Origin of the sequence: Micromonospora sp. KC606 (genome assembly GCF_004348675.1) — a bacterium.
Taxonomy (GTDB): domain Bacteria; phylum Actinomycetota; class Actinomycetes; order Mycobacteriales; family Micromonosporaceae; genus Micromonospora.
The window spans coordinates 1-24,660 of the sequence record NZ_SMKN01000073.1 but is presented as its reverse complement, the minus strand read 5'-3'; the positions used below and the strand labels follow the sequence as shown (position 1 = coordinate 24,660).

Here is a 24,660-nt window from a genome sequence, read left to right as displayed (position 1 = left end):
CCTGCGATCCCGGCCCCGGCCGGGATCGCAGGCATCCGATCGCAGCCCCCGCCCCGGCCGGGATCGCAGACATCAGGGCCCGGCTACAGCTCTCGAGTACGTGCGCAGACGAGGCAGACGCCCGAACCACATCGACCGACTCACCTGCGTACCCAAGCGCTGCAGCCGGGCCGTCAACCCCTGCCGGTCGCGTCAGCCGCCAGCCGCGCGACCCAACGCCGCCGTCCGCGTCCCACGTCTGCCACCCAGGGTCCTAGGACGCTTGAGTCGATGTGGTGACGCACTCGGACGCGCCGGAATGCCGGCTCGATTTGGCATCTGTTCGGCGGCTCGGCTAAAGTTTCCATCCGTCACCGGGTAACGCCGGAGGCACGCGGACGTAGCGCAGCTGGTAGCGCATCACCTTGCCAAGGTGAGGGTCGCGGGTTCGAATCCCGTCGTCCGCTCGGAGCTGCCGCCACGCTTGACGGGGGCAACCTCGGTGGGGTGGCCGAGAGGCGAGGCAACGGCCTGCAAAGCCGTGTACGCGGGTTCAAATCCCGTCCCCACCTCGGTAAAGAGCACGGGCGATTGGCGCAGTGGGAGCGCGCTTCCTTGACACGGAAGAGGTCACTGGTTCAAACCCAGTATCGCCCACCAGGAACGCAGGGTCGGCCCGCCGAGGGCCGACCCTGCGTCGTTCCGGAAGTCGCGGCAACCAGCCCGGGTCACCGGGGCAGGGCCGACACCGTACGCGTCAAAAGGTCGAGCAGGAGCGCCTCGTCGAGCGGCTCGCCGACGGCGGTCACCGACACCGTGACCAGGGTGTGGCCCACCCGTACGACGGCCTCGGACGTGCGGCCCCGCACGGTCGGGCTGGACGTGGTCGACAAGTCGTGGTCGACCCGCCAGGCCTGGTCGCCGAGGGGCGGGGCGGCCCCGGAATGGGACTCGTACGCCACCTGGAAGCCGGTGGCCGTGGTGATCGTGTACCGCGGGCAGGCGACCCGCGCCCGTTCCGCGTCGCGCAGCACCGACTCCGGCACCGGCGTGGCGTACGAGGTGACGTCGACGTACACGGTCGTCGACGCCAGCCGGCCACCGTTGGTCAGCTTCGCGGCCGCCGACGCCTGCTTGCCCGAACCGAGCACCCCCCGGTACGCCCCGGTGGCCAGGGAGCGGCACCCCGCCGGGTCGTAGCGGTTCTCGGCCGACGAGTCCTTCTCCTCCGCGGCACGCCGCCAGCCGGGCGGCAGTCCCCGCTCGGCGGCCTCGACGGCGGCGGTCACCTCGGCGGCGGTCAGCGGGCGTTCCGGACGGGCCGGCCGTGGGTCGGCTTCAGCGGTCGCCGACGGCCGGGCGGTCGCCACGGTCGTCGACTCCTCGGAGGCGTACGTCCCTCGCGCCGCGAGGCCGCCGGCACCGAGCAGGAGCACCAGCAGCGCCGCCGGCCAGGCCCGCCGTGCCGCCCAGCCGTCCACTCCCGCCCGCGCCGCCAGGCTTCGGGCCAGCGCGGACGCGAGGACGACCGTCACGCCGGCCAGCAGGGCGGCGAGCGCGCCCTCGACGGCCAGGGTCCGCAGCAGCCACAGAGCCCAGGGCAGGTCGTCGGGCAGGCGGCAGGTGGAGGAGGTTAACCGGAACGCGGCCACGCAGCCGCCGAGCGTCTGCGCGCCGAGGACCGCAACCGTGGCCAGCACCGCGACGACCATCGCGCCCAGCTGCCCGAGGACCAGACCGAGAGGGCGGCGCCGGGCGGCCAGCACGCCGCCTACCACGGCCTGGACGAACGTGGCCGCCGCTAGCTGGCAGTAGTTGAAGTAGCCGGGGAAGTCCGCCGCGCCGGCCCGTTCCGGCGCGAACAGCCGTACCGCCGCCCGCGCGGCGAGCAGCGCGACGGCGAATCCGGCGGCACCGACCAGCGCCAGCCGCAGCGCGGTGCGTACCCCCTCGCCGAGCCGCGGGTCATGCGGTGCCGGCACCTCGCGGAGCCGCCCCGGACCTGGGCGTGCGGTGTCAACTCCTGGCGGTGGTCCGGAGGGCGGGCGCGGCCTGCGCCACCACGGTCGCAGCCCCGCGGCGAGCGGGTAGAGCCAGGCCAGCGCCAGCACGGGCACCGCCAGCAGCCGGTCTCGGAAGATCTCGACCGGCGGGTAGAAGAGGGTCAGCAGGGCGAACCCCGGCCCCTGCCAGATGTCGACGCCGACGCGGGCCAGGTCGGCGGCGCCGACGCTGTAGAGGTGCCCCACCAGGTGTGGGGCCGCGTGCGTGTCGAACCAGATGGCGATCCATACGGCGAACGGCACGGCGGTGACAGCGACGCCGGCGGCCCAGGCCCACCGGCCGGTCGCACCCCGCGCCGACCAGGACCGGGCGGCGGCGAGGAGGACCCCCGCCTGCGCCAGCATTCCCCCGGTCAGCAGCAGCGCCGCGACGAGGGCCGAGCCGGCGTCGTAGCCGTCCATCACCGGCCCCGAGCCGAATGCGACCTGCCCGCCAATCGACGCGTTGCCGAGGACGCCCCAGTCGCTTGCGACGGTGGCGAGCGACGCCACGTCGCCCACCAGCCAGCCGAGGCTGAACCCGAGGGTCGCGGTGACCAGAAGTCGGGTCCGGTCCGCCGGCGACCCGGGCGACTGCCAGGCCCGCCAGGCGACCGCACCCAGGATTCCGGTCACCACGGGCGCGACGAGCCACGCCGCGGCCGGACCGCCCGTGGCACCGGCGTGGGGCAGGGCGAGCCGGGTGTACTGGGACAGGCCGTCGAAGGCGATCGCCGTGGTCAGGCCGGCTCCGAGCAGCTCGCCGAAGCCGGGCCGGTGCACGCGATGCGGGTCGTCGATGGTGGCCAGCCGGGTCGCGGCGCTGGGGTGCACACCGAACCGGCCGAGCCACCGTCGCCACCCGGGGGCGGGCGGCCGGGCCGCTGCGGCCGTGACGGCCCGGCGCAGGTCGGCCCCGGCGCCGAAGTCCGCGGCCCGGGAGTCGGCGTACGTCTCACGGGCGCGCAGCACCGCGTTGCGGGCTAGGTACACCACGGCGACGAGGAGCAACGCGCGCACACTCCCGTGCACCGTCGTCGCCCAGTAGCCGGCGAAGTCCCACGGCAAGTACTCGTCAAGAACGTGGCCGGCGTGGTTGTCCCACGGCGCCCGGCCGGGATCGGTCAGGACGGTGGGGTACACCGACAGCACGACCAGCGGAACGAGCGCCACCACGACGAAGGCCCGCCAGAGCGCGACCACCGCGTACGCGAGGTCGACGTCCCGGTTGCGGACGTGGGCCAGCTCGTGCAGCACCACGGCCCGGAACAGTCCCGGGTCGGTCACCGTCAGCGGCACCAGCCCGGCGTTGATCCGCACGGCGTACCGGCCGGTGCGGCCGAAGGCCAGCCCGCCGGGGGCGCCGGCTGTCGGGTCGAGCAGGAACGCCGGTGGCCGGTCCAGTCCGGCGACCGCGCAGAGCCGGCCCAGTTCGGCGTGCAGCCGGGGGAAGGCGTCGGCGGTCACCTCGACGAGCTGTCCCCGGCGGCGGATCCACCACGGCGTCGCGAGGTACAGCGCCGCCGAGACCGCCAGCAGTATCCCGAGGCCGGCGAGCACCCAGGCCGCCCGGGGCAGCTGGACCGGTGCCAGACAGCGGGCGACCTCCAGCCTGGCCCGATCGTTCGCGGCGACGTACGTGTCGAAGTCCGCGTCGGGGGCGGGCAGGGCGTGCCCGTACGCCTCGACGCACCGGACGTAGGTGGCGCCGATCGCCGCGGCGTGCTCCGGCACCAGGGCGTACAGGGTGGCGAAGGCGTACGCGCCGGTGCCGAGCACGGCGGCGACGAGTGCGGCGAAGCGCAGCGTCGTACCGGACACCGCCGGGCGGGGCGCAGCCGCCTGCCCGGTCATCCGTCGGCGTGCAGGGCGCCGACGACGGCGTCCGCGATCAACCGCGCTCGGTCCGCCGTCACCCCGGCCTGCCGGCACCGGGTCACCACGATCTCCCGGATCCGCCGCGCGTCCACCGGCGGAAGAGAGGGCGCCGCGACGTCGTGGGGTGCGGGTGCGGGGGCGTCCTTTCGTCCGCCTACGGGTGCGTCGACCGGCCGGGGCTCGGTGGCGGTTTCGGGCTCGGTGGCGGTTTCGGGCTCGGTGGTGAGGGTCTCGCCAAGCCTGAGGGCGGCGTCGTCGGGCTCGACGCTGAGGGTCGCCGGCGCGTCGTCCCGCCGGCGGCCGAGAAGGCGGCGGAATCGGTCCCGCACCTCGATCGCGCTGACCGCCTCCAGAGCGAGGTGGCGGACCACTTCCGCGCTGATCCCCAACAGCAGCGGGGTCAAGAGCGCGGCGGCGGCCTCGACCCCGAAACCGAGCATCCGGTCGCGTCCGTCGCCCGGGGCGGTCAGCCGGCGCGGGTCCCGCCGGTAGGCGTCACGGACGACGTCGAAGATCTCCCCCTCCTCGGGGGCCACCTGGCGCACCACCCGGCGGGCGAGTTCCTCCGCCGCGGCGGCGTTCTCGGCTGGCAGCAGTTCCGCTTCCCGGCGACCCTCCACGAGCGGGATCGTACCGGCGGTCAGCGAGCCATGACTGTCATGTTTCCACCATGGACGATTCCAGGTGCGGGCTCCCGGACGCGCGCGCGCCGGCCAGCGGGCCTGCGGTGGCCGGCGCGGCCGGCGGTCAGCGTCCGTGGCGAGGGCCGCGCGGCTTCGTCGGTCGGCCTCCGGGTGGTCACAGCGGCGGCGTGACGTCCCGGCGCTCCTCGACCCGCCGGTACTGCACCGGCTCGTCGGTGACCACCGTGCGACGGCGGCCCCAGACCAGCGTGGTCATGATCAGGCCGAGGGCGCCGGCCGCCATCAGAATCCAGCCCACGACGTCGAGGTTCACGCCGCCGAGGCTCGCGTTCAGAGCGAAGGTCAGGATCGCGCCGACCGCCAGGAGGAAGATGCTCGTTCCGATACCCACGACAGCCTCCTTCAGGGGATGTGGTGTGCTGTCGGGGAGAGTCAGTACCCCGTCGTCCACCAGCGCAATCACACCCAGGTGGGGGTGGCGCAGTGGCGATCTTGGCGTCGGGGTAGAGTTCTGCCCGTCACCGGGTAACGCCGGGGACACGCGGACGTAGCGCAGCTGGTAGCGCATCACCTTGCCAAGGTGAGGGTCGCGGGTTCGAATCCCGTCGTCCGCTCTCGACCACGGGCGATTGGCGCAGTGGGAGCGCGCTTCCTTGACACGGAAGAGGTCACTGGTTCAAACCCAGTATCGCCCACCATTTATATGAGCAGGTCGACGGCTCGTTATCGGAATTTCGATAACGAGCCGTTCGCGTTGTGGCCCTTGTGTCGGAAGCACAATGGAAGCACGGTCCACCTTGTTTGTGCTGGTCGTTCGAGCGACCCTACCTTGTTTCTCTACAGTCGTAGAAAATAGTCGCCTCGGTGTCGCACCCGGTGTCCCTGGGCGCGACGGCGCGCGAGAGTCCAGAGGAGCAAGGACATGGCGACGTCCTCAGGTAACGCTTCGCCGGCCGGCCAGGACGGCGGCCGTCGGATGCTGCGCAGCGGTCCGGCCGGCGCGGCGGAGCTGGGCGAGCAACTGCGGGCCGCGGTCGCACACATGGCCCGCTGGATGGACGAGTACGGCGGCTTCAGCCCGCACCCGGCGCTGGACGTCGAGGTCGGCGCGCTGGAACGGGCCACCGACGAGCTGCGCACCCGGTTGCGCGAGAACTACCCGTTCTTCCACCCCCGCTACGTCGGTCAGATGTTGAAGCCCCCGCACCCGGTCGCGGTGATCGGATACCTCACCGCGATGATGATCAACCCCAACAACCACGCGCTCGACGGCGGCCCGGCGACGGCGCGGATGGAGAGGGAGGTGGTGTCCCAGCTGGCGGCCATGTTCGGCTTCGACCAGCACCTGGGACATCTGACCAGCAGCGGCACCATCGCGAACCTCGAGGCGCTGTTCGTCGCCCGCCAGACCCACCCGGGCAAGACGGTGGCCTACAGTGCCGACGCGCACTACACCCACGCCCGGATGTGCCACCTGCTGGGCATGGACGGCACGGTGGTGCCCACGGTCGCTGACGGCACGATGGACCTGCAGGCCCTGGAGGAACTGCTACGAACCGGAGGCGTCGGCACCGTGGTGGCCACCACGGGCACCACCGGGCTGGGTGCGGTCGACCCTGTCCACGACATCGTCGCGCTGTGCCGGCACTACGGGGCTCGGGTGCACGTCGACGCCGCCTACGGCGGGTTCTTCCGCCTGATCGCCGACGACAGCCCCGACGGGGTCGCCGCTGCCCCCTTCGCCGCCATCGCTGACTGCGACTCGGTCGTCGTCGACCCGCACAAGCACGGTTTGCAGCCCTACGGCTGCGGCGCGGTGCTGTTCAGGGACCCCGGTGTGGCGCGGCACTACCTGCACGATTCGCCCTACACCTACTTCACCTCCGACGACCTGCACCTGGGCGAGATCTCCCTGGAGTGCTCGCGTGCCGGTGCGGCGGCCGCCGCCCTGTGGTTGACACTGCGCCTGCTGCCGCTGACGCCGGAGGGTCTGGGCGCGGTGCTGCGTCCGGGCCGGCGCGCCGCGCTGGTCTGGGCGCAGCAGATTACCGCCAGCGAGCAGTTGAGCCTCTACCAGCACCCGCAGCTCGACATTCTCACCTACTTCCCCAACCGTGACCGGTTGTCGCTGGTGGACCGCGCCAGCGCTCACGTGCTGACCCAAGGCATGCGGCTGCCCTCGACGCAGTCGCTGTTCGTGGCCACCTACACCGCCGATGCCGCCGCCCTGGCCGCGCGTGGACATCAGGTGGTCGCCGACGTGCCGCACGGCCGGATCCTGCGCAGCGTGCTGATGAAGCCCGAGACCGAGCAGCACGTACCGTTCCTGCACGAGCAGGTCCTCGACCTGCTCGCCGGCGGCCACGAGTAGCGACGCGACGGGTGGGAGAGGGGTAGCGGCCGTGCCGAAGGTCGTCGACCACGAGCACCGCCGGGTGGAGATCATCGAGGCAGCGTGGCGCACGATCGCCCGCAGCGGGTGGGATTCGGCCACCATGGCGGCGATCGCCACCGAAGCCGGCTTCGCCAACGGCGCGCTCAAACCGTACTTCGCGAGCAAGGACGACCTGCTCAGCGCGGCGTTCGAACACATCTACGTCCAGACGGGCCGCCGCATGGCCGCCGCCACTTCCGGCAGGTCCGGACTGGCGGCCCTGCGCGCCTACTGTCGGGAGATCCTGCCGCTGGACGAGACGACGCGCGACGAGGCCCGTGTCGTCGTGCCCTTCTGGCACAAGGCGCTGACCACCGCCCACCTCGCCGTACGACATGAGCACGCCATGCGTGAGTGGCGCGAACAGTTGCAGCGCCACCTCACCGAAGCCCGCGACGCCGGGGAGGTGCGCACCCCGATGCCGGACGGGGACATCATCGGGCACCTGCTCACCGCGCTGCTCGGCGCGCAGGTCACCGCGACACTCATACCCCACCTGGAGACCGCCCAGACCCTCACCACACAACTCGATGGTTTCCTGGACCTGCTCACGCGTCCCTGACAGGGGGTGCTGGCCGGCGCACCGGTAGGGGGTGCCGGCCAGCGGGTGTCGGAGTCGACCAGCTGTTCCGGTGTCGGGTGACGAGGTCGGCCACCACCGTGCACCGGAAACGGCGCGAACCCCCGCCGGTCGCGCCAGCGATCCGCCTCGGCTGAGGCAATCCGCCGGTTCGGTCAACGGCCCGGTTCTGCCGATGGCAGATCCGCTACCGGTGAACAAGGATGTTCACGGCGCCCGGCATCGGCCAGGCTGGGGTCCATGAGACTGCTGGTGCTCGGCGGCACGGGCTTCGTCGGCGGCGCGGTGGTGGCCGAGGCGGTGCATCGGACATGGTCGGTGACGGTCTTCAACCGTGGGCTGCACGGGGCGACGCCGGAAGGCGTTCACCGGTTGCGGGGCGACCGGACGGCACCTGATGGGCTGTCCGCGCTCACCGGCGGCGAATGGGACCTGGTGGTCGACACCTGGGACGGCGCTCCACGGGCGGTGGGGGCCGCTGCGCGGGCACTACGCGACCGTGCCGGGCACTACGCCTACGTCTCCAGCGGATCCGTGTACGCCCACCCGGTGCCGACCGGCGTGGGTGAGGAGGCGCCGGTGGTGGCCTCGGTGCCGGACGCCCCCGACGGTGACTACCCGGCGAACAAGGCCGGCGGCGAGCGGGCCGCGGTGGAGGTGTTCGGGGACCGGGCGCTGCTGGTCCGGGCCGGGCTGATCCTCGGGCCGGGGGAGGACATCGGGCGGCTGCCGTGGTGGTTGCGCCGGATCGCCCGGGGCGGCGACGTGCTCGCCCCCGGCCCGGCCGACCTGCCGGTGCAGTACGTCGACGTGCGGGACCTGGCGACGTGGACGCTGGACCGCGCCGCCGCCGGCACCGGTGGCCCGTTCAACGTGATCAGCCGCCCCGGGCACGCCACCATGGGGCAGCTGCTCGACACGGCGGTCGCGGTCACCGGCTCGGACGCCCGGCTGCGGTGGACCGACCCGGAGCCGATCCTGGCCGCCGGTGTGGTGCCCTGGAACGACCTGCCGATCTGGGTGCCGGTGGGTCACGAGTTCCGCTGGTTGCAGGAGCGGGGCGTCGACAGGGCGTACGCGGCGGGGCTGACCTGCCGGCCGGCAGCCGAGACGGTCGTCGACACCTGGCACTGGTTGTGTCGGGTCGGGTCGGTGCCGCAGCGCGCCGGCCGGCCCGCGCGGGCACCGGTCGGGCTCGATCCCGCGCGGGAGGCCGCGCTGCTCGCCGGTCACCATCCGACCTGACCGGGCGGCCGGCCCCGCGACGGACGGGGGCGCGGGGCCGGCCGCCCGGATCAGCGTTCCCGAACCACCGCGACCGGGCACTGCGAGTGCTGGATGAGCTGCTGGCTGACCGAGCCGAGCAGCATCCCGCGCAGTCCACCCCGGCCCCGGCTGCCCACCACCACGAGTTGGGCTTCCCGGCTCGCCTCGACCAGCGTCGCGGCCGGGTTGCCGGGCGTCACCACGACGGTGACCGGCAGGTCGGGGAAGGTGCCCTGCCAGGCGGCGAGCGACTTCTCCACGACAGCCCGCTCCTCGGCGGCGACGGCCTGCTCGTCGTGGTCCGACGGCCGCCGCCGTCCGTCCGGCGGATCGGTGATCCGCACGACCCGCAGCGGCATCTTCCGCTTCGCGGCACGCTCCACCGCGAAGCCGAGCGCCACCCGGGACGGTTCGGACCCGTCGACCCCCACCACGACCGGACCCGCCGCGCCGGTGCTCCCGTGGCGGACCACCACCACCGGGCAGTGCGCGTGGGCGGTCACCGCCACGGCGGTCGACCCGGCGAGCAGGCCGCCGAATCCGCCGTGTCCCCGGCTACCCAGCACCAGCAGTCCTGCCTCGGCGGAACGCTCCTGCAGGACCAGGGCGGGCGGGCCGTCGAGGACGTCTCCGTGCACGGTGACGCCGGGCCGCTCGGCCGCGGCGTCGGCCGCCGCCTCGCCGACCAGCTCCTCCACCTGCCGCCGGGCCGTCTCGTCCGGCCAGATCCCGGGGGCCATCCCCGGACCGATCCAGCCGGTGACGGTCACCCACTCGAAGACGTACGCCAGGCGCACCGGGCGCCCGCTGTGCTGCGCCTCGTCCAACGCCCAGCCCAGCGCCAGCCTGGCGTCGGCCGAACCGTCGAAGCCGACCAGGATCTCGTCGCCGCTCATTCCGTCGCCGTCGCCCCGTCGGTCGGATCGGTCTCGCGGATCCAGCGCCACTCGGCGACCATCGGGTCGTCCTCGCCGTACCTGCGGGTGTGGTCCCGGCAGGTCTGCCGGGCGTCGACCATGTCCTGACGCAGGTGAGCGGCGCGCGAGGCGAGCCCCGGCACCCGGTCGATCACGTCGATGACCAGGTGGAACCGGTCCAGGTCGTTGAGCATCACCATGTCGAACGGGGTGGTGGTGGTGCCCTCCTCCTTGTAGCCGCGCACGTGCAGGTTGTCGTGGTTGGTTCGACGGTAGGTGAGCCGGTGGATCAGCCACGGGTAGCCGTGGTACGCGAAGATGATCGGCCTGTCGCGGGTGAAGATGGTGTCGAACTCCTTGTCCGGGAGGCCGTGCGGGTGCTCCGACGGCGGCTGAAGGCGCATCAGGTCGACCACGTTGACCACCCGTACCTTGAGTTCGGGCAGGTGTCGCCGGAGCAGGTCGGCTGCGGCGAGGGTCTCCAGGGTCGGCACGTCGCCGGCGCAGGCGAGTACCACGTCCGGCTGGCTGCCCTCGTCGCTGCTGGCCCAGTCCCAGATGCCCAGGCCACGCCGGCAGTGCTGGATGGCCTCCGCCATGCCCAGCCAGCTCGGCGACGGCTGTTTGCCGGTCACCACCACGTTGATGTAGTGCCGGCTGCGCAGACAGTGGTCCATCGTCGAGAGCAATGTGTTGCCGTCCGGCGGCAGGTAGACCCGGACCACCTCGGCCTTCTTGTTGACCACGTGGTCGATGAAGCCCGGGTCCTGGTGGGAGAAGCCGTTGTGGTCCTGCTGCCACACGTGGCTGGAGAGCAGGTAGTTCAACGACGCCACCGGCTGCCGCCACGGGATTCCCCGGGTCACCTTCAGCCACTTGGCGTGCTGGTTGACCATCGAGTCGACGATGTGGATGAACGCCTCGTAGCTGGTGAAGATGCCGTGCCGTCCGGTGAGCAGGTAGCCCTCCAGCCAGCCCTGGCACAGGTGCTCGGAGAGCACCTCCATCACCCGGCCGTCGGGGGAGAGGTGGTCGTCGCCCTCGACGGTGTCGGCGACGAACGCCCGGTCGGTGACCTCGAAGGCGGCGCCGAGCCGGTTGGAGGCGATCTCGTCCGGGCCGAACAGGCGGAACGTGTGCGGGTTGCGGCTGATCACGTCGCGCACCCATCTGCCCAGTACGCCCGTGGCCCCGGCGGCGGGCTGGCCCGGCTCCGTGACGTCGACCCCGTAGTCACGGAAGTCCGGCAGTTCGAGGTCCCGCAGCAGGCGTCCGCCGTTGGCCACCGGGTTGGCGCTCATCCGCCGGTCGCCCCTCGGCGGCAGGGTGGCCAACTCCTCGACCGGGCTGCCGGTGGCGTCGAAGAGCTCCTCCGGGTGGTAGCTGCGCAACCAACGTTCCAGTTCGGCCAGGTGTTCGGGGTTCTCCCGTACGCCGTCGACGGGCACCTGGTGGGAGCGGAACGTCCCCTCGATCCGCTTGCCGTCGACCTCGCGGGGACCCGTCCAGCCCTTCGGCGTACGCAGGATGATCATCGGCCAGCGTGGGCGCTCGCCGGCTCCGCCGGACCGGGCCCGGCGCTGGATCTCGGCGATCCCGTCGCAGGCGCGGTCCAGGGTGGCGGCCAGCAGTTGGTGCACCGTGGCCGGGTCGTCGCCCTCGACGAGGTACGGCTGGTGGCCGAAGCCGCGCATCATGGCGAGCAGGTCGTCGGCGGGGATCCGGTCCAACACGGTCGGGTTGGCGATCTTGTAGCCGTTGAGGTGCAGGATGGGCAGCACCGCCCCGTCCCGGGCCGGGTTGAGGAAGGCGTTGGACAGCCAGCTGCCGGCGAGCGGGCCGGTCTCCGCCTCGCCGTCGCCGATCACGCAGGCGACCAGCAGGTCGGGGTTGTCGAACGCCGCGCCGTAGGCGTGGCTGAGGGCGTACCCCAGTTCGCCGCCCTCGTGGATCGAGCCCGGCACCTCCGGCGCGACGTGGCTCGGGATGCCGCCGGGGAAGGAGAACTGGCGGAACAGCCGCTGCATGCCGGTCTCGTCCCGGCTGACTCCGTGGTAGAGCTCGCTGTAGGTGCCCTCCAGCCAGGTGTTCGCGACCAGCGCGGGCCCGCCGTGGCCCGGACCGGTGATGAAGATGGCCGAGAGGTCCCGACTGACGATGACCCGGTTGAGGTGGGCGTAGAGGAGGTTCAGGCCGGGGCTGGTGCCCCAGTGGCCGAGCAGCCGGGGCTTGACGTGTGCGGGCTTCAACGGCTCCCGCAGCAACGGGTTGTCCAGCAGGTAGATCTGCCCGACGGTCAGGTAGTTGGCCGCCCGCCAGTAGGCGTCCAGCCGGCGCAGCTCATCGTCGGTCAGCGGGCCGTGCAGGTCCAGAGCGGTGTCCATGCTGCAACAGCCTCTCGCGCCTCGGAGAACTCCGCACCCGGAAGCGCGATTTCGTCCCGGGCGTCGTCCAGCTTCCCCCACCCGGGTGAAGGAGACCGGGGTCGATGGTCCCCGGGGCGTCAAGGGCGTCCTGTTCCACCCGGCGGCCCACCGGCCAGGCCACGCACGACGATGAGCGGCGACGGCGCGTGGTACAGCAGGGCCTGGCTGACCGCGCCCAGCATGCCGCGCCACGGCTGGTCTCCCCGCGCGCCGACGACCGTGAGCTGCGCGGATCGGGCCTGCTCCACCAGGACGGTCCCCGGGTCGCCGCGTACGGTGTGGCATTCGGTGGCCACGGCGGGGTGGGCCCGACCGGCCCGGGCTACCGTCTCGGCGAGCGCGTCTTCGTCCCCGTCGGGGTGTCCCGGTTCGACCACCCGGATCGCGACCAGCCGGGCCTGCCGGCGAGCCGCGCAGTCCAGGGCGAAGGCGAGGGTGGCGGGTGCGCGGTCCGCTCCGTCCAACCCGACCAGCACCGGCCCCGGGGGCGGCGGCTCGCGGCGGCTCACCAGCACCGGGCAGCCGGCTCGGGCCGCGAGCTGCACCGCCGGCCCGGCGACGGGGACACACGCCGGGTGATCGGCCATGCCGCTGTCGCCGACGGCCACCATGAACGCCGATTCGGACCGGCGGGCCAGCGCCGCGACCGGGGGGCCCTCGACGATCTCGCCGCGGACCGACACCGACGGCTCCACCTCGTTGGCGATCGCCGCCGCCAGGGCGAGCAACTCCTCGGCCTCGGCCCGCGGCCCGGCGACCGACGGAGCCGCGAAGGCCGCTTCCCAGTTGAAGGCGTGCAGCAGGGTCAGCTCCCGACGGTGCGCGGCGGCTTCCTGGGCGGCCAGGCGGACCACCTGCATACCCTGCGGGCGCGGGCCGACGCCGGCCACCACCGGCCCGTCAGCGAACCCGGTCATCCGGCTCACCTCCCCGGGCGTGGTGCACGGCACGGCCGACGCCCTCCCCTGCGACGCTAGCGGGGACGCCGGCACGGCGGGCGGTGATCGCGGGACCCGGCGCGGTCAGGAGGCGGAACGGACGCGCAGCACGGCGGCGGTGGCGTTGTCGACGCCGCCCTCGGTGAGGGTGGCGCCCAGCAGGGCCTGGACGGCCTCGGTCGGGCCCTGCCCGACCAGCAGGTCCCGCAGCCGGTGGTAGTCGAGCTGGTCGCTCACCCCGTCGGTGCAGAGCAGCCAGGTGTCGCCGGGGCGCATCGGCACGGCGAGTAGATCCGCCTCGGGTTTGTCGGGGTGCCCGACGTAGCGCAGGAGCTGGTAGCGGGCCCGCGCGGCCTCCGGGGAGTTCGCCGGCCACCAGCCGTGTAGCACCCCGAGCCAGGCCATGGTGTGGTCGACGGTGACCAGCTCCAGCACCCCGTCGCGCAGCCGGTACGCCCGCGAGTCGCCGAGCTGGACGATCCAGCAGTGTTCGCCGTCCGGCTCCGCCAGCAGCGCGGTGAGGGTGCTGCCGGTCAGCTCGTCCAGCGCGGCGCCGGCCCGGCGTACCCGGATCTGGGCCTCGGCGACGGCGGCGCGCAACTCGCGTGGCCCGACGACCGGCCAACTGGCGCGGATCAGCTCGACCAGGGTCTCCGTCGCGATGGTGGCCGCGAGGCGGCTGCCCTCGCCGTCGCCCATCCCGTCGGCGACGACCCCCAGCGGCAGCTCCGGGTCGACGTGCCACGCGTCGAAGTTGGCCCGGTACCGGTGGCCCACGACGCTGCCGTCGGCGACCTCCAGCGTGACCCGGCCGACGGTCAGGCGGCGGGCGGCCGCGACGGTCATGGCGGCGGAGCGGCGACGGAACACGTGCGGACGGTAACACCATCGGGGGCATCGGGCTGGGCGTCCGCCGTTCGTGTCGGCGGACGCCCGGCCCTTCTCAGCCGATCGTGCAGCGGGCGCCGTCGAGGTCGAACGCGGCGGGACGGCCGTTGGTGCCGGTCCACGTGCCGAGGAAGCCCACGTCGGCGGTCGCTCCGGGACCGACCCGGCCGTTCCACGCGGCGTTGCCCACCTCGACCGCCGGCCCGGTCTGCCGGTACGTGCCGTTCCACAGCTGCGTGATCCGCTGGCCGTCGCCGAACGACCAGCGCAACGACCAGCTGGTCAGGGGGCGGTCACCGGTGTTGGTCAGCCGTACCGTGGCCTGGAAGCCGCCCGGCCACTGCCCGGTCACCGCGTAGTCCACCCGGCAGGAGGCGGGCGTCGGCGTCGGTGATCCGGTGCCGGTGGGTGAGGGCGAGACCGTGGGGGAGGGGGTCGGGTCGATCCGGGACGGGTCGACGATCCCCCAGTACGCCGGCTTGGCCTGCAACCCGGTGTCGAACAACAGCGGTGCGTCCTTGCGGGTGACCGGGACGCTGTCCAGCCAGGTGTCGTCGTCGGCGAGGCCCCACACCGTCACGGAGGTGATCCTGTCGGCGTGGCGGCGGTAGACGCCGAACAGGTCCCGGTAACGCAGCGCCTGGGTGCGCAGCAGTTCCGCCGGCGGGGCCGGGTAAGACTGTGAGCTGTCGGTGTAGATGCTGACGTCCATCTCGGTGATCTGCTGCTCCACCCCGAGCGGGACGAACTTCTCGATCATCGCCTCGGTTTCGGCGATCGACGGCCAGTCGACGTTGACGTGCATCTGGTGCCCGACGCCGTCCACCGGCACCCCTTCGGCCCGCAGCCGGGTGACCAGCGCGTACAGCTTGTCGCGCTTGGCGGGGACGTTGGTGTTGTAGTCGTTGACGTAGAGCTTCGCCGTCGGCGCCACCTCGCGGGCCACCCGGAAGGCGGTACGCAGGTAGTCCAGGCCGGTCAGCTCGTGCCATCGGCTGCGGCGCAGGCCGTCGGCCTGGTTCTCGTCGATCACCTCGTTGGCCACGTCCCAGGTGCCGATCCGGTCGCCGTAGCGGCCCACCACCTCGCGGATGTGCCGGTCCAGCCGGTTCAGCACCAGCGCCCGGCTCTCGGCCGACGGCGTCAGGGGCGCGCCGGTCGTGTCGGCGAAGACCCAGGCCGGGGTCTGCTGGTGCCAGACCAGGGTGTGCCCGCGTACCGCCATGCCGTTGTCGGTGGCGAAGCCGACCAGCGCGTCGGCGTCGGCGAAGCGGTACTGCCCCTCGGTCGGCTGGGTGGCGTCCCACTTGAGCGCGTTGCCCGGGGTCACCGAGGCGAAGTGTCGGCGCAGCAGGGTGGCGTGCTCGCCGACGGTCTGCGGCGCGCCGATCGCCGCGCCGATCGGGAAGTCGCCGGCGAGCACGTCGCGCAGGGCGGGGATGTCGGTCTGCACCGGCTTCGCCGGGACGTACGACAGGGTGAAGTCGTCGATGTGCAGGCTGGCCGTGCCGCCGGTGGTCTCCACGTACGCCGACAGCCGGTCGACGTCGTGCGCCAGGACGTAGCTGCCGGTCAGTTCGACCCACCGGTCGGCGGTGACGGGGGTCGCGCCGACGACCTGGTCGTAGGCGGCGGCGCCGCCGGCGTCGCGCTGGACGCTGAGCCGGGCCTGGGCGGCGGGTTCCCCGGCGGCGAGCCGCACGTGCACCGACAGCGTGTACCGGCGGCCCTTCTCCACGTGGTCGAGCAGGTCGCGGGCGGGGCCCTGCCAGCTCTGGGTGCGGTCGGCGGCCAGCAGGCTGCCGGTGCCCGAGTGGGCGGCTGCGGTGCTGGGCGCCACGGTCTCCCCGCCCCGGGCCCGCCAGCCGTCGGTGGTGTCGTGCTCGAAGGTGCTGCGCAGCACCACGACAGGTTCGGCGGCGCGAGCGGCCGGGGCGGACGTGAGAGGGATGGCCGAGGCGGCGATGGCCAGCGCCAACACGGCGAGGCCGGTGGGTGGGCGCGTCCTGGTCGTGCGCATACGGGTGTCCTTTCCAGGAGTGGTGGGGTACGCGCCGACTGTGGTGGCACTGCCAGGCCGGGAGCGGCGCGCCGATCACCGGCATGAGCCCCGCATGCCGGTGCGCGTGTCCCTGGCCCCACTGTCACCGTCCGGTGACGGTCGTCGATGTTACGCCATCGCTTCTGTCAACGTGGGTTGACAGAAGCGGCGGTGTCAACGTAGGTTGACGGCATGAGTCAGGCGACGGAACTCGCGGCGGCCGCCGGCAGCACCGACCCCAAGGTCGGGCTCCGCGCGGTGCTCGCCCTGCGCCGGCTGCTCGAACGATTGGAGATCGTCCAGGTGGACAACGCCCGTCGACAGGGCTGGTCCTGGCAGGAGATCGCCGACGCGCTCGAGGTCAGCCGACAGGCGGTCCACAAGAAGCACGCCGGACGACCGGCGGTCCCCGGCAACAGGGAGGCATGATGTTCGAACGGTTCACCGACCGGTCCCGCGCCGCGGTCCACCGGGCGATCGAGGAGGCCCGGGCCGCGGGGCGGCGCCCGGTCGGCACCGAGCACCTGCTGCTCGCACTGCTCGCCGACGGCGACGCGCTCGCCGGCCGGGTACTCGCCGAGGCAGGTGCGGACAGCACCGACCTGCGCGCCCGCGTCGCCCGGCACACCGCCCAGGGCGCCAGCGGGCTCGGCGAGGCCGACGCCGCCGCGCTGCGGGAGATAGGCATAGACCTGACCGCGATCGTCGCCCGGATCGAGGAGTCCTTCGGCCCGGACGCGCTACGCGAGGCCACGCCGGCCCCGCGCCGCCGCTGGGGTCTGCGGCGGCACGACGACGGGCGTTTCTCCCCGCGGGCGAAGAAGGTGCTGGAACTGTCCCTACGCGAGGCGCTGCGGCTGCGCCACCGCCACATCGGCACCGAGCACATCCTGCTCGGGCTGCTCCGCGAGGGCAACGGGCTCGCCGCGGTGGTGCTCACCGAGGCCGGGCTGCACCTGGACGAGTTGCGCCGCCGGGTCGAGATCGCCGTACGCGCGGCGGCCTGACCGGTCGCGCCCCCGGGGCCGACCGGATCTGACGCCGCTGTGCGGCCACCGCGACGTCGTCGGCTCGCTGACCGGCCCGCGTTGCTGCACACTTGCGCCGTGGACGGTGCAGAGCACGAGCGCCCGGTGACCGTGGACGACCGCGCCCCGCGCTCGGCGGTCGTGGTCAACCCGGTCAAGGTGACCGATCTCGACGAGTTCCGCCGCACCGTGGACGACGCGCTGGCCGCCGCCGGCTGGCCCCGGCCGGTCTGGTACGAGACCACCGCCGAGGACCCGGGCCGGGGCCAGACCGAGGAGGCGGTCCGCAACGGAGCCCAGGTCGTCTTCGCCTGCGGCGGCGACGGCACCGTGATGGCCTGCCTCAGCGGGCTGGTCGGCACCGACACCGCGCTGGCCGTCCTGCCGCAGGGCACCGGCAACCTGCTCGCCGCCAACCTCGGCCTCTCCGGAGACCTCGCGGCCGGGCTGGCGATCGCCGTGGAGCGCGGCCTGCGCCGGCTCGACGTCGGCAAGGTCGGTGACCGGCACTTCGCCGTCATGGCCGGGATGGGCTTCGACGCCCAGATGCTCCGGGACACCTCCGAGACGACCAAGGCGCGAATCGGCTGGCCGGCGTACGTCGTGGGCGCCGCCAAGCACCTGCGGGACCGCCCGATGCGGGTCACCATCGCCCTGGACGACAGGGCGCCGTTGCGCCGTCGGGCCCGCCCGGTGCTGGTCGCCAACGTGGGCCGGCTCCAGGGTGGGATACGCCTGCTCACCGACGCCGAGCCGGACGACGGCTGGCTCGACGTGGCCGTGCTCACCCCGCGCACGCTGCGGCACTGGGTCGCCCTGGGGTGGGCGCTGGTGCGCCGGCACGGCACCGTGCCCCGGATGGAGGTGTTCCGGGCCCGCCGGATCGAGATCCGCTGCGACCGGCCCCAGCCCTGCCAGCTCGACGGCGACCTGATCGAGCTGGGGCGCACGCTCAGGGTCGAGATCCGGCCCCGGTCGCTCTGGCTCTGCGTGCCGCGTCCCGAGCGGGATCCGGACCTCGCCCGCGACGCGGACGCGGCGGGGGAGCGCGGCGAGCAACTGGTCGAGGAGGCACGCCGTGAGTAGCACCCGGCTCGTGCCGGAGACCCGACTGATGTCGGCGCGCGAACTCTGCGCCGACGACGCCTGGCACACCCTGCGCCGGCACGGCGGCTGGTGTCTGCTGCGGGACGCCTTCGTCCGGTTCCGCTACGGCGACGGGTTCAGCCACTCGCGGGCCCTGGCCCTGCAGCTCTGCCTCGCCGTGGTGCCCTTCATGATCGCGTTGACCGGCCTGATCAGCGAGCTCGGCGTGGAGGAGGGCGGGCAGGTCGTCGCGGACACGGTGCTGGCCCTCACCCCCGGCCAGAGCGACGACATGGTCCGGGAACTGCTCGGCGAGAGTGACCGGATCGAGCGCCGGGGTGAGCTGGCGCTGAGCCTCGGGCTGCTGACCGGGCTGCTCGCCCTCACCAGCACCATGGCCCAGATCGAACGCGGCGCGAACCGGATCTACGGGGTCGAGCGGGACCGTCCGGCGCTGTGGAAGTACCTGCGGGCCACCGTCCTGGCGGTGGTGGCCGGCCTGCCGGCGCTGGCCGGGTTCCTGATCCTGGTGGGCGGCCGGGCGATCGGCGACTCCGTGCAACGGCACTACGCCTGGGGCGACGCCGCCGCCGCGGCCTGGGACGTGATCCGCTGGCCGTTGAGTCTCGGACTGACCGTGCTCGCCGTGGCGGTGATCTTCCGGCACGCGCCGCGGCGCAACCAGCCCGGGCTCACCTGGCTCGTCTTCGGCGCCGGCATCGCCACCGTCCTGTGGTGGCTGGCCAGCCTGCTGCTCGCCGCGTACGTCACGGTCGGCGGCGGGTTCGGCCAGACGTACGGCGCGTTGACCGGCATGATGGCCCTGCTGCTCTGGGCCAACGTGACCGGGATGGCGCTCTTCGGCGGCCTGGCCTTCGCCGCGCAGATGGAGGCGATGCGAATCGGGGCGCCGGAACCGGCCCAGCCGGACCGCTGGGAGCCGGAGGCCGGGCGGGGGCGTGCCCCCGACACCAACGGGGTGACCTCGCGGTAGACCCCCGACAGCCTGCCCGGCGTGTACGCGCCACGCCGATCGGGTACAGCGCCTCGCCAAGGGCGCAAGGGAGGCTGCCGTGGGCGCGGTCACAGAGGTGTGGCGACGACCCCTTGGTCATTTCACCGAGCGGACGCTCGCCGGTCTGGTGCTGGTCCTCGGCGCCGGGGTCGGCTTCGGCCTGCTGCTGGTCCTGATCCGGGTCGGGTGGACCCCGCTGTACGACGTGGACCACGGCGTGGCCGCCTGGCTCAACGACCGGGTCGCGCCGCACCGGCCGCTGGTCACCGTGCTCACCGCGTTGACCAACCTCGGCGGCCGGGCGGTGATCATCTGGCTGGTCTCGGTCGCCGTGATCGGCCTGCTGATCCGCCGACAGGGCCGGCTCGCGGTCTTCCTCGTCGTCACCGGCCTCGGCGCGCTCATCCTCGACCCGGCGCTGAAGACCCTCGTCGGCCGGCTGCGCCCGGAGGTGGAGGTGCCGATCGGCGTCTACGCCGGGAACAGTTTCCCCAGCGGTCACGCCCTCGGGTCGTTCGTCGCGTACGGGGCGCTGCTGCTGGTCTTCCTGCCCGCCATGTCGCGCCGCTGGCGCAGGCCGGCCATCGCGCTGGTCGCCACGACCATCGTCTTCATCGGGCTGACCCGGATCACGTTGGGTGTGCACTTCCTCTCCGACGTGCTGGGGGCCTGGCTGCTCGGCGCGGCCTGGCTCGGCGTCACCGCGTACGCCTTCCGGTTGTGGCGGCTGGAGCGGGGCCGGCGACTCCCGGCACTGACCGAGGGGCTGGAGCCGGAGGCCGCGCACCAGGTCGCCCCGGCCCCCGACGAGGCGCACCTGCTGCCGCACCCCCGGGCCGCCGTCTTCGAGCTGCTGGCCGGCTGGGTGCTGGTGCTCGGCGCGCTCTACGGCTTCGGGATGTTCGTCAGCCACCACGCCGGCGGCACCTTCCTCGCCACCCTCGACACCGAGGTGCCGAGGTGGTTCGCCGAGCACCGCACTCCGGCCCGGGACGACGTCAGCTACTGGTGGAGCAAGGCCGGCGACACCCACGCCATCCTGCTCATCTCGCTGGTCTGCTGCCCGCTGGTGCTGGCGGTGTGGCGGCGCTGGCGGCCGGTGCTGTTCGTGGCGCTGGCCATGGTCGGCGAGCTGAGCCTCTTCCTCGCCTCCGCCGCGGCGGTGGACCGGCCCCGTCCGCCGGTCGGCAACCTCGACGGCCCGATGCCCACCTCCTCGTTCCCGTCCGGGCACATCGCCGCCACCATCTGCGTCTGGGCCGCGATCACGCTGGTCGTCCTCCCGCGTACCCACCGTTGGTGGCGCTGGCTGTTCGTGGCGCTCGCGGTGGTCATGCCGGTCGGTGTGGCGGTCTCCCGGATGTACCGGGGGATGCACCACCCGACCGACCTCATGGGCGCGATCCTGCTCGGCGCGTTGTGGATCGGGCTGCTCTACTGGGTTGTCCGGCCCAACGCCGACGTCTACGAGGGCAACCGGCCGTCGATCGAGTCGGAGCAGGTCGGCGAACTCGACGACGAGCTGGCCAGAGCCGCCCGGCCGCAGTGAGACACCAGCCATGCTGCGGGTGATGACCTGGAACGTCAGGACAGGTGGCCGCACGCACCTCAACCCGTACTCAGGGGGCCGGCGACGGATGGAGGCGGAGTGGCTGGTGGCCGCCGTGCGCCGTACCGGCGGTCCGCTCGCGCTGCTCGCCGGCGATTTCAACACGCTGGAGCCCACGGCGGATCACACCGACCGGCTGGCGGGTCTGCCGCCGCACCACCGCCGCCGGCACGTGCGTCGCGACGGCCGTACCGTGGACACCCGGGCCGTCGCCCGGCTGCTCGACGCCGGCCTGGTCGACCTCTGGCCGGCCCGCGCCGCCGGCGCGCCCGAGGCGGACGGCCACACCGTGCCGACCCGGCACGGCGCTGCGGAGTTCGCCGGCACCGACGCGTGGCGGTGGCCGGACGCCGCCTAGAGCACGAGGTTGAGCAGGACGGTGAGCGCGACCGAGGCGAGGATCGAGAAGAGGATCATCAAAAGGCAGCCGAACCCGCCTCCGGCGGGCCGGATCTCCGTGTTGCCGATGCGCATGGGACCACCTTCGCAGGTTCGGGGGCGAGCAGGGCGCGGATTGCGTCGGCGACCTGCCGGGGCGCGGTGGTGGCGACGTTGTGCGCGGCGCCGGACACGTCCACCGGGCGGGCGTCGGGCACCAGCCGGGTCACCTGGCGGCGCCAGGCCGGCGGCACGACCGGGTCGCGCGTGCCGGCCACCACGAGGGTCGGCGCGGTGACCCGGGCCAGGTCCTGCTCGACCGGGTTGCGGACCGAGTGGGTGAGGGTGGCGTACACCCGCCAGGGGCGGGCGTCCCACACGTCGCGCAGCAGGATCGGCGCCTGCATCGGGGCTTCCCGCAGGGTGTCGACGAGCCAGCGGCCGACTTGGCCGGTGCGGGACCGGGCGGTCGGGTCGGTGGTCGGGCCGGCGAGCACCAGCGCGCGGACGGCCTCCGGGCGGCGTGCGGCCAGCGCGGCGGCGACCTCCGCGCCGAACGAGTGCCCCACCAGGCAGACCGGCGGCATCCGGTACGTGTCGAGCCAGGCCGCCAGGAAGGCGGCGTGCCCGCTCACGTCGTACGCCCGCTCGGGGTGTTCGGTGAGGCCGAAGCCGGGCAGGTCCGGCGCGTACACCGGATGGGTGGTCGCCAGCGCGACGGCCAGCGGGGTGAGGTACCGGTGCGAGACGGCCAGCCCGTGCACCAGCACCACCGGTGGGGCGTCACCGCCGGGCCCGGCGGCCCGGCGGGTGTGCGTGCGCAGCCCGTCGACCAGTCGCCACTCGCTGGTGAGACCGGCCGCCGGCCGGGGCGCGGCCAGGGCGAGCCGGAGTTCGGCCGCCCCGAAGCGCCCCGGCGGGGTCGGCCGCAGCCTCACAGCTCTCGCAGTCGGGGCAGCAGTTCCTCCTGTGCCCAGTCGAGGAACATCGGTTGGGTGTCGCCGCCCACCTGGACGATCGCCACGTGGGTGAAGCCGGCGTCGACGAACTTCTTGAACGCCTCGACGTGGGCGTCCACGTCGGGTCCGCAGGAGATTCCCTCGGCGACGTCGTCCTCGCGGACGAACTGGGTGGCGGCGGCGAACGCCTCCGGGCCGGGCAGGTCGGCGTTGACCTTCCAGCCCATGCCGAACCAGCGGAACTGGTCGTGCACGATCTTGCGGCACTCGGCCTCGTCCGGGCCGTAGCAGATGGCGACCTGCCCGTAGCGGGGTTGGCCGGTGCCGCCCGCGTCGTCGTAGAGCCGGATGATCCGCGGGTCCGGTTCGGTGGCGACGATGCCGTCGGCGTACTCGGCGGCGAGCGCGGCCGAGGACGGCCCGGAGGCGGCCACGGCCATCGGGACGGGCCGGTCTGGCCGGTCCCAGAGGTACGCCTCCGGCACGTCGTAGTGGTTGCCGGAGAAGCTGAGCGTGTCGCCGGCCAGCAGCGGTCGGATGATCTGCAGCGCCTCCTCGAACATCTCGTGCCGCTGCTGCACGTGCGGCCAGGCGCCGACGACGTGTTCGTTGAGGTTCTCCCCGGCACCCAGGCCGAGGGTGAACCGGCCGTCGGAGAGCACGCCGACGGTGCTGGCCTTCTGCGCCACGACGGCCGGGTGGTACCGGCGGATCGGACAGGTGACGAAGGACATCAGCTCGGCCCGGCTGGTGGCGTGGGCGACGGCGCCGAGCACCGACCAGGCGTACGGGGAGTGACCCTGCGAGTCCAGCCACGGATAGTAGTGGTCGGACATCACCAGCTGGTCGAAACCGGCCGCCTCCGCCCGTACCGCGTGGTCGACCAGTTGCCGGGGGCCGGCCTGTTCGCACATCAGGGTGTAGCCGACGCTGACCATCTGAGGTTTCTCCTTCCGCCCAACGGATCGTCACCGGATACCCCGGCGGGCGGCGGCCAACCCTGCTGTCCGTTTCCACCCGGGTGCGTCCTGTTCGCGGAATGCTGTGGGTCCGGCTGGCGGGACGAGACGACGGCGTTGAAGCGGAACTTGACCCGTCGCCCGCCCTCCCCGCTGCAATCGGCGCCGATCATGTGCCGGCGGGCGGACTGGCCGGCGTCGATCCTTGACGTGGGCGTCGGGCCCGATCTTCCGTGGGAACTTAACCGGTTCAGGTCGGTGGCGTCGCATCCTGTGGTGGGGATGGCCGTCGGTGGCGGCTCACGGCTCGCGTGGACCGCCACCGTTGCGCCGGCCGGCCGGGTGGCCTACTTAACCGGTTGCCTTCTCGTAGCCATCGCCATACGCTGATGGCTACGCGACCGGGGAGTCGAGCGGCGGCTGCGGGCTACAGCCGTCCGTCACATCACCAGCACCCCACCAGGGCACGGGGTTCGACACCTCCTGAGGACAGTCATGAGAAAGCGACTCAGCGTCGCCGGCGTTGCCCTGCTCACCGCGCTCGCCGCCATCTTCGTCTTCGTTCAGCCGGCGCACGCCGCGGCCGGGTTCACCGTCTCCAACGGCAAGCTCCACGACGCCAACGGCAACGAGTTCATCATGCGGGGCGTCAACCACATGCACACCTGGTACCCGCAGCAGACCAGCTCCTTCGCCAACATCAAGGCGCTCGGCGCGAACACCGTCCGGGTGGTGCTGGCCAGCGGCGACCGCTGGACGAAGAACAGCGCCGCCGACGTCAGCAACGTCATCTCCCTGTGCAGGACCAACAAGTTGATCTGCGTGCTGGAGGTGCACGACACCACCGGCTACGGCGAGCAGAGCGGCGCGATCACCCTGGACCGGGCGGTCGACTACTGGCTGAGCATCGCCAGCGCTCTGCAGGGCCAGGAGAAGTACGTCATCGTCAACATCGGCAACGAGCCGTACGGCAACCAGGGCTACGGCACCTGGGCGACCGACACCAGCAACGCGATCAAGCGGCTGCGCGCCAACGGCTTCAGCCACACCATCATGGTGGACGCGCCGAACTGGGGTCAGGACTGGTCCTTCACCATGCGCAACAACGCTGCCTCGGTGTTCGACGCCGACCCGCAGAAGAACACCGTCTTCTCGGTCCACATGTACGGCGTCTTCGACACCGCCGCCGAGATCAGCGACTACCTGGGTCGGTTCCGCGCCGCCCGGCTGCCCATCGTGGTCGGCGAGTTCGGCCACAACCACTCCGACGGCAACCCCGACGAGGACGCCATCCTGTCGTACAGCCAGGCCAACGGGATCGGCTACCTGGGCTGGTCGTGGAGCGGCAACAGCAGCGACGTCGGCTACCTCGACATGGTCGTCAACTTCGACCCGAACAACCTGAGCAGCTGGGGCCAGCGGCTCTTCAACGGCCCCAACGGGATCAAGCAGACCGCCCGGGAGGCATCCGTCTACGGCGGCGCCAGCCCGACCCCGACCAGCCCGGCCCCCTGTCTCTTATACAGATCTGACGCTGCCGACGACTAGTCGAGTGTAGAACTCGGGGGTCGCCGTCTTATCGTTAAAAAAAAA

At 72.9% G+C, this 24,660-nt stretch carries 20 protein-coding genes and 5 tRNA genes; 15 read left to right on the top strand and 10 right to left on the bottom strand.

What is annotated here, in order from left to right:
* The first annotated feature begins 373 nt into the window (after positions 1-373).
* The 3 genes from E1193_RS16145 (at position 374) to E1193_RS16135 (ending at position 639) form a co-directional block, all read left to right on the top strand.
* Positions 374-446 (top strand) — tRNA-Gly (locus tag E1193_RS16145).
* Between the two features lie 34 nt (positions 447-480).
* Positions 481-551, top strand: a tRNA-Cys gene (locus tag E1193_RS16140).
* 13 nt (positions 552-564) lie between these two features.
* Positions 565-639 (top strand) — tRNA-Val (locus E1193_RS16135).
* A 68-nt stretch (positions 640-707) separates the two neighbouring features.
* Here E1193_RS16135 and E1193_RS16130 read toward each other — a convergent pair.
* The 3 genes from E1193_RS16130 to E1193_RS16120 form a co-directional block, all read right to left on the bottom strand.
* Positions 708-3,875, bottom strand: a complete 3,168-nt coding sequence (locus E1193_RS16130; protein ID WP_132184014.1) for a M48 family metalloprotease — start codon at positions 3,873-3,875, stop codon at positions 708-710.
* Positions 3,872-4,519 carry a hypothetical protein gene (locus E1193_RS16125; protein WP_132184013.1) on the bottom strand — a complete coding sequence of 216 codons (648 nt, stop codon included), beginning with the start codon at positions 4,517-4,519 and terminating at the stop codon, positions 3,872-3,874. The genes E1193_RS16130 and E1193_RS16125 overlap by 4 nt, the downstream gene beginning before the upstream one ends.
* Positions 4,520-4,697: 178 nt before the next feature.
* Entirely contained in the window at positions 4,698-4,934 is a 237-nt protein-coding gene (locus E1193_RS16120) for a DUF6458 family protein (protein ID WP_132184012.1), read from the bottom strand.
* Positions 4,935-5,084: 150 nt separating this feature from the next.
* Between E1193_RS16120 and E1193_RS16115 the strand changes: the two genes are divergently transcribed.
* The 5 genes from E1193_RS16115 (at position 5,085) to E1193_RS16095 (ending at position 8,802) form a co-directional block, all read left to right on the top strand.
* Positions 5,085-5,157, top strand: a tRNA-Gly gene (locus E1193_RS16115).
* 9 nt (positions 5,158-5,166) lie between these two features.
* Positions 5,167-5,241: transfer RNA gene (locus E1193_RS16110), tRNA-Val, on the top strand.
* A 224-nt stretch (positions 5,242-5,465) separates the two neighbouring features.
* A complete protein-coding gene (locus E1193_RS16105) occupies positions 5,466-6,914 on the top strand; it encodes an aminotransferase class V-fold PLP-dependent enzyme (RefSeq protein WP_243707702.1) in 1,449 nt (482 codons plus the stop codon).
* Between the two features lie 31 nt (positions 6,915-6,945).
* Positions 6,946-7,539, top strand: a complete 594-nt coding sequence (locus tag E1193_RS16100) for a TetR/AcrR family transcriptional regulator (protein WP_132184011.1) — start codon at positions 6,946-6,948, stop codon at positions 7,537-7,539.
* A gap of 258 nt (positions 7,540-7,797) precedes the next feature.
* On the top strand, positions 7,798-8,802 hold the full coding sequence (locus E1193_RS16095) for an NAD-dependent epimerase/dehydratase family protein (RefSeq protein ID WP_132184010.1): 1,005 nt from the start codon (positions 7,798-7,800) through the stop codon (positions 8,800-8,802).
* Between the two features lie 50 nt (positions 8,803-8,852).
* Here E1193_RS16095 and E1193_RS16090 read toward each other — a convergent pair whose 3' ends face one another.
* The 5 genes from E1193_RS16090 to E1193_RS16070 form a co-directional block, all read right to left on the bottom strand.
* Positions 8,853-9,719 carry a universal stress protein gene (locus tag E1193_RS16090; protein ID WP_132184009.1) on the bottom strand — a complete coding sequence of 289 codons (867 nt, stop codon included), beginning with the start codon at positions 9,717-9,719 and terminating at the stop codon, positions 8,853-8,855.
* Entirely contained in the window at positions 9,716-12,124 is a 2,409-nt protein-coding gene (locus tag E1193_RS16085) for a phosphoketolase family protein (RefSeq protein WP_132184008.1), read from the bottom strand. Before E1193_RS16085 ends, E1193_RS16090 begins: the two co-directional genes overlap by 4 nt.
* 119 nt (positions 12,125-12,243) lie before the next feature.
* Positions 12,244-13,083, bottom strand: a complete 840-nt coding sequence (locus E1193_RS16080) for a universal stress protein (RefSeq protein WP_132184007.1) — start codon at positions 13,081-13,083, stop codon at positions 12,244-12,246.
* 105 nt (positions 13,084-13,188) lie between these two features.
* Positions 13,189-13,974: a protein phosphatase 2C domain-containing protein gene (locus tag E1193_RS16075; protein ID WP_132184006.1), complete on the bottom strand. Its 786-nt coding sequence runs from the start codon at positions 13,972-13,974 to the stop codon at positions 13,189-13,191.
* A gap of 73 nt (positions 13,975-14,047) precedes the next feature.
* The gene (locus E1193_RS16070; protein ID WP_132184005.1) at positions 14,048-16,012 is read right to left on the bottom strand and encodes an endo-1,4-beta-xylanase; all 1,965 of its coding nucleotides are present in this window, start codon (positions 16,010-16,012) and stop codon (positions 14,048-14,050) included.
* 213 nt (positions 16,013-16,225) lie between these two features.
* Between E1193_RS16070 and E1193_RS16065 the strand changes: the two genes are divergently transcribed.
* The 6 genes from E1193_RS16065 (at position 16,226) to E1193_RS16040 (ending at position 21,129) form a co-directional block, all read left to right on the top strand.
* A complete protein-coding gene (locus tag E1193_RS16065) occupies positions 16,226-16,462 on the top strand; it encodes an HTH domain-containing protein (RefSeq protein WP_132184004.1) in 237 nt (78 codons plus the stop codon).
* A complete protein-coding gene (locus E1193_RS16060) occupies positions 16,462-17,040 on the top strand; it encodes a Clp protease N-terminal domain-containing protein (RefSeq protein ID WP_132184003.1) in 579 nt (192 codons plus the stop codon). Before E1193_RS16065 ends, E1193_RS16060 begins: the two co-directional genes overlap by 1 nt.
* 99 nt (positions 17,041-17,139) lie before the next feature.
* Complete coding sequence (locus E1193_RS16055) at positions 17,140-18,147, top strand: diacylglycerol kinase family protein (RefSeq protein WP_132184002.1); 1,008 nt, start codon at positions 17,140-17,142, stop codon at positions 18,145-18,147.
* Positions 18,140-19,141: a YihY/virulence factor BrkB family protein gene (locus tag E1193_RS16050; protein ID WP_132184001.1), complete on the top strand. Its 1,002-nt coding sequence runs from the start codon at positions 18,140-18,142 to the stop codon at positions 19,139-19,141. Before E1193_RS16055 ends, E1193_RS16050 begins: the two co-directional genes overlap by 8 nt.
* Positions 19,142-19,220: 79 nt before the next feature.
* Positions 19,221-20,711: a phosphatase PAP2 family protein gene (locus tag E1193_RS16045; protein ID WP_132184000.1), complete on the top strand. Its 1,491-nt coding sequence runs from the start codon at positions 19,221-19,223 to the stop codon at positions 20,709-20,711.
* A gap of 22 nt (positions 20,712-20,733) precedes the next feature.
* Complete coding sequence (locus E1193_RS16040) at positions 20,734-21,129, top strand: hypothetical protein (RefSeq protein ID WP_243707699.1); 396 nt, start codon at positions 20,734-20,736, stop codon at positions 21,127-21,129.
* Between the two features lie 58 nt (positions 21,130-21,187).
* Here E1193_RS16040 and E1193_RS16035 read toward each other — a convergent pair whose 3' ends face one another.
* On the bottom strand, positions 21,188-22,087 hold the full coding sequence (locus E1193_RS16035) for an alpha/beta hydrolase (protein ID WP_243707697.1): 900 nt from the start codon (positions 22,085-22,087) through the stop codon (positions 21,188-21,190).
* Positions 22,084-23,046, bottom strand: coding sequence for a TIGR03557 family F420-dependent LLM class oxidoreductase (locus tag E1193_RS16030; RefSeq protein ID WP_132183999.1), 963 nt, complete (start codon positions 23,044-23,046; stop codon positions 22,084-22,086). Before E1193_RS16030 ends, E1193_RS16035 begins: the two co-directional genes overlap by 4 nt.
* Before the next feature lie 516 nt (positions 23,047-23,562).
* On the opposite strand from E1193_RS16030, the gene E1193_RS16025 reads away from it, so the two are divergent.
* Positions 23,563-24,615, top strand: coding sequence for a glycoside hydrolase family 5 protein (locus E1193_RS16025; RefSeq protein WP_243707694.1), 1,053 nt, complete (start codon positions 23,563-23,565; stop codon positions 24,613-24,615).
* Positions 24,616-24,660: the final 45 nt, after the last annotated feature.

What these genes read in the sequence shown, in the direction of transcription:
- E1193_RS16085 (WP_132184008.1), bottom strand. Translation starts at nt 12,124, where the DNA reads ATGGACACCGCTCTGGACCTGCACGGCCCGCTGACCGACGATGAGCTG.
- E1193_RS16130 (WP_132184014.1), bottom strand. Translation starts at nt 3,875, where the DNA reads ATGACCGGGCAGGCGGCTGCGCCCCGCCCGGCGGTGTCCGGTACGACG.
- E1193_RS16095 (WP_132184010.1), top strand. Translation starts at nt 7,798, where the DNA reads ATGAGACTGCTGGTGCTCGGCGGCACGGGCTTCGTCGGCGGCGCGGTG.
- E1193_RS16060 (WP_132184003.1), top strand. Translation starts at nt 16,462, where the DNA reads ATGTTCGAACGGTTCACCGACCGGTCCCGCGCCGCGGTCCACCGGGCG.
- E1193_RS16040 (WP_243707699.1), top strand. Translation starts at nt 20,734, where the DNA reads ATGACCTGGAACGTCAGGACAGGTGGCCGCACGCACCTCAACCCGTAC.
- E1193_RS16090 (WP_132184009.1), bottom strand. Translation starts at nt 9,719, where the DNA reads ATGAGCGGCGACGAGATCCTGGTCGGCTTCGACGGTTCGGCCGACGCC.
- E1193_RS16025 (WP_243707694.1), top strand. Translation starts at nt 23,563, where the DNA reads ATGAGAAAGCGACTCAGCGTCGCCGGCGTTGCCCTGCTCACCGCGCTC.
- E1193_RS16105 (WP_243707702.1), top strand. Translation starts at nt 5,466, where the DNA reads ATGGCGACGTCCTCAGGTAACGCTTCGCCGGCCGGCCAGGACGGCGGC.
- E1193_RS16065 (WP_132184004.1), top strand. Translation starts at nt 16,226, where the DNA reads ATGAGTCAGGCGACGGAACTCGCGGCGGCCGCCGGCAGCACCGACCCC.
- E1193_RS16070 (WP_132184005.1), bottom strand. Translation starts at nt 16,012, where the DNA reads ATGCGCACGACCAGGACGCGCCCACCCACCGGCCTCGCCGTGTTGGCG.
- E1193_RS16080 (WP_132184007.1), bottom strand. Translation starts at nt 13,083, where the DNA reads ATGACCGGGTTCGCTGACGGGCCGGTGGTGGCCGGCGTCGGCCCGCGC.
- E1193_RS16030 (WP_132183999.1), bottom strand. Translation starts at nt 23,046, where the DNA reads ATGGTCAGCGTCGGCTACACCCTGATGTGCGAACAGGCCGGCCCCCGG.